General features: G+C 66.3%; 12 protein-coding genes. 5 read left to right on the plus strand and 7 right to left on the minus strand.

The annotated features are described in order from the left end of the window. Positions 1–109 precede the first annotated feature (109 nt). The 5 genes from fliJ to N2602_RS08180 all read left to right on the plus strand — a co-directional run bounded on the left by fliJ (position 110) and on the right by N2602_RS08180 (position 5,119). On the plus strand, positions 110–529 hold the full coding sequence (gene fliJ, locus N2602_RS08160; RefSeq protein ID WP_172789638.1) for a flagellar export protein FliJ: 420 nt from the start codon (positions 110–112) through the stop codon (positions 527–529). Positions 530–845: 316 nt separating this feature from the next. Beyond that, positions 846–1,391, plus strand: coding sequence for a sigma-70 family RNA polymerase sigma factor (locus N2602_RS08165; protein ID WP_172789639.1), 546 nt, complete (start codon positions 846–848; stop codon positions 1,389–1,391). A 37-nt stretch (positions 1,392–1,428) separates the two neighbouring features. Further along, positions 1,429–2,490 (plus strand): anti-sigma factor domain-containing protein, encoded by a 1,062-nt coding sequence (locus N2602_RS08170; RefSeq protein WP_172789640.1) that lies wholly within the window; start codon positions 1,429–1,431, stop codon positions 2,488–2,490. Between the two features lie 149 nt (positions 2,491–2,639). Then, positions 2,640–3,599: an AraC family transcriptional regulator gene (locus N2602_RS08175; protein WP_172789641.1), complete on the plus strand. Its 960-nt coding sequence runs from the start codon at positions 2,640–2,642 to the stop codon at positions 3,597–3,599. A 299-nt stretch (positions 3,600–3,898) separates the two neighbouring features. Then, positions 3,899–5,119 carry an NAD(P)/FAD-dependent oxidoreductase gene (locus tag N2602_RS08180; RefSeq protein WP_260382295.1) on the plus strand — a complete coding sequence of 407 codons (1,221 nt, stop codon included), beginning with the start codon at positions 3,899–3,901 and terminating at the stop codon, positions 5,117–5,119. 301 nt (positions 5,120–5,420) lie between these two features. Here the strand turns inward: N2602_RS08180 and N2602_RS08185 are convergent, their stop codons facing one another. From N2602_RS08185 to N2602_RS08215, 7 genes are all read right to left on the minus strand, one after another. Beyond that, on the minus strand, positions 5,421–5,621 hold the full coding sequence (locus N2602_RS08185; protein ID WP_172789643.1) for a hypothetical protein: 201 nt from the start codon (positions 5,619–5,621) through the stop codon (positions 5,421–5,423). A gap of 294 nt (positions 5,622–5,915) precedes the next feature. Continuing rightward, a complete protein-coding gene (gene flhA, locus N2602_RS08190; protein ID WP_260382296.1) occupies positions 5,916–8,057 on the minus strand; it encodes a flagellar biosynthesis protein FlhA in 2,142 nt (713 codons plus the stop codon). A gap of 344 nt (positions 8,058–8,401) precedes the next feature. Then, the gene (locus N2602_RS08195) at positions 8,402–8,704 is read right to left on the minus strand and encodes a copper-binding protein (protein ID WP_260382297.1); all 303 of its coding nucleotides are present in this window, start codon (positions 8,702–8,704) and stop codon (positions 8,402–8,404) included. 17 nt (positions 8,705–8,721) lie between these two features. Further along, on the minus strand, positions 8,722–9,177 hold the full coding sequence (locus N2602_RS08200; RefSeq protein WP_260383624.1) for a cupredoxin family protein: 456 nt from the start codon (positions 9,175–9,177) through the stop codon (positions 8,722–8,724). A gap of 32 nt (positions 9,178–9,209) precedes the next feature. Then, on the minus strand, positions 9,210–10,544 hold the full coding sequence (locus N2602_RS08205; RefSeq protein ID WP_260382298.1) for a copper oxidase: 1,335 nt from the start codon (positions 10,542–10,544) through the stop codon (positions 9,210–9,212). A 14-nt stretch (positions 10,545–10,558) separates the two neighbouring features. Then, on the minus strand, positions 10,559–11,986 hold the full coding sequence (locus N2602_RS08210; protein WP_260382299.1) for a TolC family protein: 1,428 nt from the start codon (positions 11,984–11,986) through the stop codon (positions 10,559–10,561). 9 nt (positions 11,987–11,995) lie between these two features. Then, positions 11,996–12,277 carry a hypothetical protein gene (locus N2602_RS08215; protein ID WP_260382300.1) on the minus strand — a complete coding sequence of 94 codons (282 nt, stop codon included), beginning with the start codon at positions 12,275–12,277 and terminating at the stop codon, positions 11,996–11,998. Positions 12,278–12,285 lie beyond the last annotated feature (8 nt).

The following is a 12,285-nucleotide window of genomic DNA, read 5'->3' on the forward strand; positions in this document are numbered from 1 at the left end:
ATCATCCGATCCCACAGAGTAGCAGAGCCGGTCTGGGCCCCCTTCGGGCCCGTGGGGTGACCGGTATCGTCCCACGTGCAGCGGGGGGACTTCTGGGGAGTACGAGTCGATGAAGTCACGAGATACCCTCATCCGCCTGAAGAAATTTCAGGTCGACGAGAAGCGCCGCCGGGTCACCCAGATCGAGACCATGATCGCCGACTTCCAGCGCATGTCGGTCGATCTCGAACGCGAGATCCAGACCGAGCAGGAGCGCGCCGGGATCAACGATCCCTCGCACTTCGCCTACCCGACCTACGCCAAAGCCGCGATCCAGCGCCGCGAGAACCTGACCCGTTCGGCCGACGAACTCAGGGGCCAGCTCGAGGAGGCCAAGGCCGCACTGGCCGAGGCCTTCGAGGAGCTGAAAAAGGTCGAGCTGCTCGACGAGCGCGACCAGGCCCGCGAGCGCGCCGAGGAGAACGCCCGCGAGCAGGCCGACCTCGACAGCATCGGCCTGATGCGTGCCCGCATCGGCGCCGTCGCCTGAGCCGCTAGCGCCAGACCATCCAGAAATTCCAAAACCCGGACCCGCAAGGTCCGGGTTTTCGCATGTGCTGTCCACAGTGAGGCGCCGCGCCCCTTGGTGGTCGGCTTGGCCGCGCGCTATGGTAGCGGGGATGAATGCTGTGCCAGCGACGGCGGTGACCACCTCTCCCTTGGGAGAGGTCGGCGCGGAGCGCCGGGTGAGGGGTAACGGTCTCCCGTCAGCCCTGCGCCCCCTCACCCGATTTGCTGCGCAAATCGACCTCTCCCCGTCGGGGAGAGGTGAAGGGAAGCGACTGGGCCGCGTTTCAGGGGGCTGAATGCTGACGCCAGCAGAGCTGGTCGGGTTGATCGAGGCGGTGGCAAAGGGCGATCAGGCCGCGTTCGAGCGCCTCTACGCCGCCACGCGCGCGAAACTCTATGGCGTCGTGCTCCGTATCTTGCGCAGGCAGGATCTCGCGGAGGAGGTCATTCAGGAGACTTACGTCAAGATCTGGAACAGCGCCGGCCAGTTCAATCCGGCCCTGTCGTCGCCGATCACGTGGATGGCCTCGATTGCGCGCAACCGCGCGATCGACATCGTGCGGAAAAAATCGGAAACCTCCATCGAGGAAGAGCCTCAGGCGATGGAGGTGGCGGCCGAAAGTCCCGATCCGCTGGCGCGCCGCGAGATGACCGAGGAGCTGAAGCGGCTCCTGGAATGCGTCGGCCGGCTCGAGCCGGACCGTCAGAGGCTCGTGCTGCTCGCCTATTACAACGGCTGGAGCCGCGAGCAATTGGCGGAGAAATTCGCCGCGCCCGTCAACACGGTGAAGACGTGGCTGCGGCGCAGCATGCTGGAAATCCGGGAGTGCCTCGGACTGTGATCGCTTGGATGATGAGGGTGGTTCTGGACTGCAATTGATGGCCTACACGGAGGACCATATCGCGCTCGCCGCGGAATACGCGCTCGGTACGCTCGGCGCCGACGAGCGCGCGCAGGTCGAGACCATGATGGCGGTGGACCCGGCGTTCGCCGAAATCGTGCAGGCCTGGGCCTATCGGCTCGGCGTGCTCAACCAGATGGTCGGCTCGGTCGAGCCGCGTCCGATCGTGTGGGAGAACATCAGGGCGGAGATCGCGCGCACGGCCGCCGCGCAGGAGCAGCCCGCGCGCGTCGAGGCTTCGCCGCCGCCGCCGCCACCTGTGCCCGACTCGTTCTCGCTGGGACCTGCGGAGCCTCCGTCCGAAAGCTCGCAGCCGCTGGAGACGCTGCATACCGAAGCCGGGCCAATCGAGGCGCCGCATCCCGAGCCTGATGCGCTTCCGGACATCGCGCCGCAATTCATCCCGCAGGTCCATGCTCCGGATGCCAACGTCGTCCGTGCGCCGCAGCCGCCGGTGGTCGACGACAGCAATGTGATTCGTCTCGAGGGCCGGGTGAAGCGCTGGCGCAATGTCGCATCCGCAATCGGCGCGCTCGCCGCCGCGCTGCTCGTGACGTTGTCGCTGCAGATCTTCCTGCCCGAGGCGCTGCCGGGCGCCTTGCGTCCCGCGCCGCGCATCCAGACGGTCGAGGTGAAGACGCCGGCGGCGCCGCTCGCCGCCTCCGCGCAATATGTCGCGCTGCTGCAGGGCCAGGGCGGTGGTCCCGCCTTCATCATGACGATCGACGGCGCGACGCGGAATTTCACGGTGCGCAAGGTCGGCGCGACACCGGAGCCGGGCAAGAGCTTCGAGCTCTGGCTGATCTCGGACAAGCTGCCGCGCCCGCGCTCGCTCGGCGTCATCGGCGCCAGCGATTTCACCGCGCGTCCGCTGCTCGCTTCCTACGATACCGAGGTCATCAACGGCGCGACCTACGCCGTCACCGTCGAGCAGGCCGGCGGCTCGCCGAACGGCCAGCCGACCTCCGCGCCGGTGTTTTCCGGCAAGCTGATCGAGACCGTGCCGCCGTCCCAACCGCAGGCGCCCGCGCAAAAATAGGGGCCGTGGCGACTGTCGCTACGGTCCGTCCCACCGTCGCATCCCGACAAATGCCCCTGAATCCGCCCCTGATTTGAACCTCCGCTCGGTCCGCGGCGTCAAATTCCCGGAATTTGCACGCGGTGATGCCGGAAAGGGCGAGAAATCAGATGGATGCAGCGAGAACGCCGGGCATCTTCGTTCACCAATATACCGGCCTGCCGCACGGTGCGGCCTTCGAACATTGGCGCGAGCGGGCCGTCGGTCCGTGTGGCCTCGATATCGGGCCGAGCCATGGCGACAGCATCGATTGCCGGCTACAGATCAGCGTCGTCGACAACATCGCGCTCGCCATTGCCGAAGGCGCCTCGGCGCAATATTCCCGCACGCAGAGCCACCTTGCCGACGGCAGCGACGATCTCGTGCTGATTTCGGCCCATGCGGGGCTCGTCCGCGTCGGGCAGAACGGCCACACTGTCGAGCTCGCGCCCGCCCAGATGGTGCTGGTCGACATGAGCGTGACCGGGACAGTCGGCCACACCGAGGCAGACCGCTTCACCACCATTCGCATGCCGCGCCGTGCGCTGCTCGACATCAGCCCGCGCGCCGAGGACAAGCTCTCGCAGGTGCTCATCGACGGCGCGGTCGCCGAGACCATCTTCCGCTACCACGCGCTCGCCGCCAATCACGCGCCGCATCTCGATGCGGTCGGCCAGCGCCTGACCGCGCAGCACATGGTCGATCTCGTCGGTCTCCTACTCGGCACCGATGCCGAGCACGCAAGCCGCGCCCGCGGCCGCGGGCAGGCGGCGGCCCGCCTCGATCTCATGCGCGCCGACGTGATGGCCGCGCTCGGCCGCAACGATCTCTGCCTCGCCGAAGTTGCGACGCGCTCGGGCTTGAGCCCGCGCCAGGCCCAGCGCCTGTTCGAGCAGGCCGGCACGACCTTCACCGAATTCGTGCTGGAGCAGCGCCTGCTCCAGGCACGCAAGCTGCTCGGCGATCCCCGCGCCAGGATGCGCAAGATCAGCGACATCGCGCATTCCTCCGGCTTCTCCGACCTGTCCTATTTCAACCGCGCCTTCCGCAAGCGCTTTGGCGCGACGCCGTCGGAACTGCGCGAGGCGTAGATCGCAGGTCTGTAGGAAGGTCGTCATTGCGAGCGCAGCGAAGCAATCCAGTCTGCCCCAGCGGAAAGATTCTGGATTGCTTCGCTGCGCTCGCAATGACGGTGTATGTCGCACCAGGTCGTCCTCAAGCTGCGCTCCGCTTCGCTCCACCCATCCCACGGCCGCGTTGCGCGAAGCGTAGATCGCGATTTCGTGTTGGCGGCGCGGGCGCTGCCGCATTTGGTCGCCGCCCGCTGTTGAGCTAGTCTGTCTCTGCGGGCAGGCCGCAGGTAATCCTCGGGAAAGTGCAGTAGGCGGAGATGGCGCGTATCGTCGTGCTCGGCGCCGGGTTTGCAGGCTTGTGGGCGGCCATCGGCGCTGCGCGCAAGCGCGAGGAGATCGGCGCAAGCGAGCGCGACATCGAGATCCATCTCGTCGACCGCAATCCCTATCACAACATCCGCGTGCGCAATTACGAGGCCGATCTGGCCGAGGTCGCGCTTCCGCTTCCGCAATTGCTCGATCCGATCGGTGTCAGCCACCGCCTCGGCGAGATCGAAGCCATCGATCCGGCCCGGCGCGAAATCTCGCTCGTCACCAGCGCCGGCGAGGAGACGCTGTCCTATGACCGCCTCGTGCTGGCGCTCGGCAGCGAGGTGATGCGCCCCGACATTCCCGGCCTTGCCGCGCATGGCTTCGACGTCGACAGCTATGCCGCGGCGCTCCGCCTCGAAGATCATCTGGTTTCGCTCGGACGCAGCGCGCCGTCTGTCGGCCGTTCAACGGTGGTTGTGGTCGGCGCCGGCTTCACCGGCATCGAGGTCGCGGCCGAAATGCCGGCGCGGCTCGCGCATGCGGGCATCACCGGCAGCCGCCGCATCATCCTGGTCGATTCCAATCCGAGCGTCGGTGCCAGCATCGGCGCGCATGCGCGTCCCGTCATCGAGACGGCGCTGGCTTCGCTCGACGTCGAGATGCGGCTCGGCGTGCGCGTCGCCTCGGTCGAGGCGGCCGGCGTGCATCTGAGCTCGGGCGAGTTCATCCCGGCGCAGACGGTGATCTGGTGCGCAGGCATGCGAGCAAGTCCTTTGGCGGCGAGCTTTCCGGGCGGGCGCGATCGCCTCGGGCGTCTGCTGGTCGATCCCTTCATGCGGGTTGCGGATGTGCCTGGCGTGTTCGCGGCCGGCGATGTCGCCTCGAGCGTGATCGACGGTCTGCATCCGACCGTGATGTCCTGTCAGTTCGCCCGTCCCATGGGCCGCTTCGCCGGCCACAACGTCGTCGCCGATCTCGTCGGCCTGCCCATGCTGCCGCTGCGGATCGATTGGTACGTCACCGTGCTCGACCTCGGCGGCTGGGGTGCGCTCTATACGGAAGGGTGGAATCGCGAGGTCCGCGCCACCGGCGCCGCGGCAAAGGCGACCAAAGAGACCATCAACCGCAAGCGCATCTATCCGCCGCTGACCGGCCGCAAGGACGAGCTGTTCGCCGCGGCCGCGCCGACCGTGCAGGCGCCGCCGCCGACTTATGGGGCGCGATAGTTGCCAAAGATTTGGTGTCATCGCCCGCGAAGGCGGGCGATCCAGTATTCCAGAGACAATAGGGGGATACGGAGGGGCCGCGGCGTACTGGATTCCCCGCCTTCGCGGGGAATGACAGCAGAATTTGTGGGACCGCCGTCGCTACACCCGTCAGCAAAAACACCCCAGACATGGGAAAGCGCCCGTGGGGGGCGGGCGCTTTCTGTAGTCGACTTGGGGTTGGGGTCGTCTACATATCCACGTGGCGACTTTGGGGGGCTGGTAAAGAGCCGCGTGAATTCAGAAAACTCGTCAGATCTCCTTAGCGAACGAGGGACGCGTTCGAGCTGGTGACAACGACCGGCTTGCCGGCCTTGATGACGCGGGCGGTCTGGGTCAGGCCTTCATCCGAACCCGAGCGTGCCGTGATGCCGAGGCCTGCCAACGCGATCCCTGCGACGAGGGCGACGACCACGACTTTCAAATGGGTCGCGCGATCTGCGCTGTAGATCGAGTGGTTCATGGAAGCCTCCTGCCGCCATCTACCCGAAGTAGTCGCCGGCCGCTTCAGGCAGGTTCATACTTCCGGTGCCCAACAACCTAGTATTGGGTGGATTCGTTCCCAAGAGGCCATCACAAGAGCGTGATAGGACGTGAAAGATCGCGATCAAAAGCGACCTTCGATCGTCGTTTTATACAATTATTTCAAAGCTGTAATGTGCCTGTGGCCCGACTTTTGGGCGCTTGGTCGACAAAGCGCCAGGAACTCAAAAACCATTTGCCTGTGACTGAAAAACACACGGCTTCTTAAGGCAAATCAGATGCTTCCGACCGTTTTCAGCCTCGCCCTGGGGTGGATTTCGGCCTGCGACAGCACGGTGGTCTGGGCCCGGAACCGTTCCACCAGGGACCGCACGAAGGGCCGGATGGAAGCGGAGGTGACCAGCACGGGCGCCTCGCCCTCGCGGGCGGCGCGCTCGAAGGCCTCGCGCACGGCGGTCATGAATTCCGACAGCTTCGACGGCTGCATCGCCAGGCTGCGCTCCTCGCCCTGGCCGATGATGGATTCGGCGAAGGCCTGCTCCCATTTCGCCGAGAGCGCGATCAGCGGCAGATAGCCGGCGTAGGAGGTGTTCTGCGCGCAGATCTGCCGCGCCAGCCGCGCGCGGACGTGCTCGACCATGGTGGCCGGGTTGCGCGAGAAGGCGAGCGAATCCGCGATGCCTTCGAGGATGGTGGAGAGATCGCGGATCGAGATGCGCTCGGCGAGCAGCAGCTGCAGCACGCGCTGGATGCCGGAGACCGTGACCTGGCCCGGCACGATGTCCTTGACCAGCTCGCTCTGCTCCTTCGGCAGCTCCTTGAGCAGTTTCTGCACCTCGCCGTAGGACAACAGGTCCGACATGTTGGCCTTGAGCAGCTCGGTGAGATGGGTCGACAGCACGGTCGCGGCGTCGACAACGGTGTAGCCCTTGAGGGAGGCCTCTTCCTTGAGGCTGGCATCGACCCAGGTCGCGGGCAGGCCGAAGGTCGGCTCGGTGGTGTGGATGCCGGGCACCTGCACCTGGCTGCCGCCGGGGTCCATGACCATGAACTGGTTCGGCCAGATCTTGCCGGTGCCGGCGTCGACCTCCTTGATCTTGATGATGTAGGTGTTGGCCTCGAGCTGGACGTTGTCGAGGATGCGCACCGCCGGCATCACAAAACCCATCTCGATCGCGAGCGAGCGGCGCAGCGCCTTGATCTGCTCGGTGAGGCGGTCGGTGCCGTCGGGCCCGTTGACCAGCGGCAGCAGCGCATAGCCGAGCTCGATCTTGAGGTCGTCGATCTTGAGCGCGGCGGAGATCGGCTCTTCCGCCGCGGCAGCGCCCGGAGCGCCCGGCGTTCCCGGAGCGGGTGCGGCCATGGCGGCCCGCTCGGCCTTGATGGCGGTCTTCTTGTGGTTGCGGGCGTGCCAGGCCAGCGCGCCGGCGCCGGCGCCGAGCGCGAGGAAGGGAATGGTCGGAATGCCCGGCAGCGCCGCCAGCACCAGCATCACCGCCGAGGACATCGCCAGCGCCTGCGGATAGCCGGAGAACTGCTTCATCAGCGCCTTGTCGGCGGCGCCGGAGACGCCGGCCTTGGAGACGAGCAGGCCGGCCGCGGTGGAGACGATCAGCGCCGGCACCTGGGTGACGAGGCCGTCGCCGACGGTCAGCAGCGTGTAGGTGCGGCCGGCGTCGGCGAAGGACATGCCCTGCTGCGCGACGCCGATGATCATGCCGCCGACGACGTTGATGAAGACGATCAGGAGGCCGGCGATGGCGTCGCCGCGGACGAACTTGGAGGCACCGTCCATGGCGCCGAAGAAGCCGCTTTCGTCCTCCAGCTCCTTGCGCCGTTCCTTGGCGACCTTCTCGTCGATCAGGCCGGCGGAGAGGTCGGCGTCGATCGCCATCTGCTTGCCGGGCATGGCGTCGAGGTGGAAGCGCGCGGCAACTTCGGCGATGCGGCCCGAACCCTTGGTGATGACGACGAAGTTGACGATGATCAGGATGGCGAAGACGATGATGCCGATGACGAAATTGCCGCCCATCACGAAGTTGCCGAAGGCCTCGATGACGTGACCGGCCGCAGCCGTGCCCTCGTGCCCGTGCGACAGGATCAGGCGGGTCGAGGCCATGTTGAGCGACAGGCGCAGCATGGTCGAGATCAGGAGGATGGTCGGGAAGGCGGAGAATTCGAGCGGCGCCTGGATGAACAGCGACGTCATCAGGATCAGGATCGAGAGCGTGATCGAGATCGCCAGGAACAGGTCGAGCACGATCGCGGGCAGGGGCAGGATCAGCACCACCAGGATGGTGAGGATGCCGAGCGCCAGCGCGATGTCGCCGCGCTTGAGGACGGTGACGATGTCGTTGAGGGAGGGGATGCCGGGCTTGGCGTTGCCTACGCCCTGTCCCGCGGTGACGTCGACCATGGTAGCTGCCTCCCCGCGCGACTGCCGTCCGCGCGCCCCAAACGTCTGCGCGGCGGCCGAAGGGCCGCCGTTCCGAAAGTGAGGCACCGCACTGGCGTCCACGGGGTTCCTCCCGTTCTACGCGGCCGACGACACTCGACTTCACCCGGCAATTTTTGCCCGGTGTATGGTTAGCAAAGGGTTAACGGAAGGGTGGAGAAGGGGTGGACCGGGGTGTTTCGGGGTCCCGATCGTCATTCCGGGGCGCCCGCAGGGCGAGCCCGGAATCCATCGGGCGGCAGAGTCGGTTGATGAATGGATTCCGGGTTCGCGCCAAGGGGCGCGCCCCGGAATGACAGAGCGTCCTACTTCGCCTTCTCCATCTTCGTCACCGTGTAGCCCGACGACGCCTCCTCGGCCTCGAAGGTCACCTTGTCGCCGACCTTCACCTGCTTGAGCATCGCCGCGTCCTTGACGCGATAGACCATGGTCATGGGGTCATCCATGCCGAGGCTCTTTGCCGGTCCGTGCTTGAGCGTGATCTTGCCGGCGCCTTCGTCGATCTTCTTGACCTCGCCGCTGATCGCGGCGCCCTCGGCGGCGAGGGTTGCGGTCGCAAGGCCGACGGTCAGCGCCAGTGCGGCCGTGATACGGATGATGCGGTTCATGGGACTCTCCTTTCGCGTTACTTCACGGTGACCTGGCCGACCATGCCGTACTCGCGGTGGTCGGGAATGAGGCACGAATATTCGAACGTGCCGGGCTTGCTGAACTTCCAGAGGATCTCGGTCGTCTTTTTTGGTGCAAGCCGCACCGCATTGGGATCGTCGTGCTCCATGTGCGGATGCTTCTTCATCTCGACTGCATGCGCGAGATTCTCTTTCGTCGTCGCGAGCAGGAATTCATGGTCCTCCTTGCCGACATTGCGCAGCACGAAGCGGATCTGCTCGCCGCGCTTCACCTCGATTTTCGCGGGCGTGTAGTCCATCTCGTTCAGCAGAATCTCGATGGTTCGTGCGGGCTTCTTGGGATCGCCGGGCTCGCCGGCCGAATAATTTCCGTGCCCGTGCTTGTCGTGAGCAAAGGCCGGTGCGGTCGAAAGTGAAGCCAGCGCGAGGGCGAGTTTGATCGTGGTCTTCATCGTGGTCTCCAGTTGGTGGTTCATCGAAACGCTCACATCTTGTGCTTCATCGGCGCCCTGCCGGGTTTGTGCCGTGCCGGCTCCGTGGCGGGTGCGGCCACTTCGTAGGCGACGGTGCCTTGCGGGAACTTGTACGGACCGGGATCGCGGTAATCGTCGCGCGCGAGGTCTTCGCGGATCTTCATCACCGTGAACATGCCGCCCATCTCGATCGGGCCGAACTGGCCGGTGCCGGTCATCATCGGCAGCGTGTTGTCGGGCGCGGGCATCTCCATGTTGCCCATCGCCATGCCGGTCGAGCCCATGGCCATGCCGTCAGGCGCGAGCTTGCCGACGGCCTTGGCGAGGTCCTTGCGCGACACGCCGATCAGGTTGCGCACGTCGTGTCCCATCGCGTTCATGGTGTGGTGCGACTTGTGGCAGTGGAACGCCCAGTCGCCGGGATTGTCGGCGAGCACGTCGAACACCCTGATGGCGCCGACCGGCACGTCGGTGGTCGTCTCCGGGATCTGCGCGCTCTCGGCAATCCAGCCGCCGTCGGTGCAGGTCACCGCGAAGCTGTGGCCGTGCAAATGGATCGGATGGTTGGTCATGCTGAGATTGCCGATGCGCACGCGCACCTTGTCGCCGAGCCTGACCGGCAGCGGATCGATGCCGGGAAAGACCCGCGCGTTCCAGGTCCACATGTTGAAGTCCGTCATCTCGTTGACGTGCGGCAGATAGGTGCCGGGGTCGACGCGATAGGTGCTCATCACGAACACGAAGTCGCGGTCGACGGCGCGGAAGTTCGGATCGCGCGGGTGCACGACGACCATGCCCATCATGCCCATCGCCATCTGCACCATCTCGTCGGAGTGCGGGTGGTACATGAAGGTTCCGCTCTTCTTCATCTCGAATTCGTAGACGAAGGTCTTGCCGGGCTCGATGTGCGGCTGGGTCAATCCGCCGACGCCGTCCATGCCGCTCGGGATGATCATGCCGTGCCAGTGCACGGTGGTGTATTCGGGCAAGCGGTTGGTGACGAAGATGCGGAGCTTGTCGCCCTCGACGGCCTCGATGGTCGGGCCCGGCGATTGCCCGTTGTAGCCCCACAAATTCACCTTCATCTCTTCCGCGAACTCGCGCACCACCGGCTCGGCGACGAGATGGAATTCCTTCCAGTCGCCGTTCATGCGGAATGGCAGCGACCAGCCGTTCAGCGTGACCACGGGACGATAATCCGGGCCGCTGGTGGGGTGCAGCGGCGGCTGCATCACCACCTTGTCCATGGTGGCGGCTTCCGGAATCGAAGCGGCCTGGACGCGGCCTTGAATGGCCGATGCGCCGACCAGCGCGGCGGTGCTCAAAAATCCTCGGCGGGAAAACATCTCAGCCTCCGTCTTTAGTGGCCGCCGCCTTCGGCAGGAGCTGCCGCGGCGATGGTGATTGAATTGTCGCCGCCGGCGGCGGGCGCGCCGCCGCCGTTGACGGCGGTCTGCAAATCGGCCTGGGCAAGGAAGAATCTCTGCCTGGCGTCGATCGCGCCGCGCAGCGCCGCGAGGCGCTGCCGCGCTTCGGTGAGCAGCGCGAAGATGTCGACCTGCATGCTGGAGAAGCGCAGCTGCATCTCCTCGGTGATGATCTTGCGCAACGGGATGATCTCGCGCTGGTAGTGGCCGGCGATGTCGTAAGTGGAGCGATAGACGCGATAGGCGTCGCGCGCCTCGGAGCGCACATTCACGGCCCGCTCGGTCAGGCGGTTGAAGGCGAGATTGTAGGTCTCGGCGGCCTGGCGCACGCGCACCTCGCCGCCGTCGAAGATCGGAATCTGGAATTGTATGTCGAAGCCGCGCTCGCGGAACGGCGGCCCTTCCGGATCCTGGGTGCGGCGGGAGATGCCGGCGAGATCGAGCAGCGTCACGAAACGCGTCGCCTCGGTGAGATCAAGCGCCTTCGCCAGCGCGGCCAGCTCCAGCCGTGCGATCTGCAGGTCGATGCGATGCGCGACCGCATCGGCTTCGATCCTGGGAAGCGCGAGCGGCCGACGCGGCAGCGGCGGCAATTGATTGGGCAGGCGGAAGTCGAGACCGTCGTCCCACAGCCCCATCAGGCGCGCCAGCCTTTCGCGCGCGCTTCCCGCCGCCTGCCGCGCGCTGGCGAGGTCGGCGGTGGTCTCGGCGTAAAACACCTGCTCGCGGGCCTGGTCGAGCTTGTTGAGCGAGCCGGTCTCGCCGAGCTTGAGCGCGAGCTGTGCGGTCGATTCCGCCGTCGCTTTCGCGTCGGTCAATAGCCCCACCATCTCGTTGGCAGCGACAGTGCGGACATAGGCGCGGCGCACGTCCGCGGCGAGCCGCAGCGTCGCCAGTGCGGCGCGCAGCTGCGCGCCGCGAAAGCGTTCGCGGGCGATCTCGGAGCGGAACGGCAGGGTGGCGAGCGCGAGGATGTCGCCGACCACCTGACGCTCGATCTCGCTGGCGCCATTGCCTGTGATGCGCGAGACCGCGAACACCGGATTGGGCGGCAGGCTCTGCTCGACCAGGTCGGCCTCCGCCAGCGCCAGCTCGTTGTAGCTGGCCTGCAATCCCTTGTTGTTGAGCAGTGCGATCTGCACGGCGGCGTCGACGCTGAGGGTGCGCGAGAGCAGCTGGCGGACGCGGGCGTCGACCGTGGCGGCGCCCTCGGCCGAGCGCACGAAGGCGACGTCCTTGTTGATGGTCCGGCTCGTCAGATCCGCGACATCAGTCATGCCGCCGTCGGGCGAGAACGCAGCGCAGCCCGACATGCCGAGCGCGGCGAGCAGGAGCAGGGCTCGCGCAAAATGCTGTGCCATGGCGCGCCCCTAGCGGTCTTGCTTCGGCCGCGGCGTCACCGCCTGGTTGCGGTCACGCCACGGCGCCGGCGTCGCCGGCCGCAGGCTGGTATAGGGCGCGGTGGTCGAGCGATAGCCGATTGGGGCCACCTTCGCCGCCGGATCGGCGGGATCCGCGCTGGCTATCTGCGTCGTTGCCGGCATGCAGCCGGACAGTGCCGACGCAGCAAAGGCCAGCAGCAGCCAAATGAATCGAGCGTGTCGTTCACCCACCGCAGATGCGGCGGATGTCGCCCCGGAAAGCGCAAGCATGTCTTCAT

The organism is Bradyrhizobium sp. NC92, assembly GCF_025200865.1.
Taxonomy (GTDB): Bacteria; Pseudomonadota; Alphaproteobacteria; order Rhizobiales; family Xanthobacteraceae; genus Bradyrhizobium.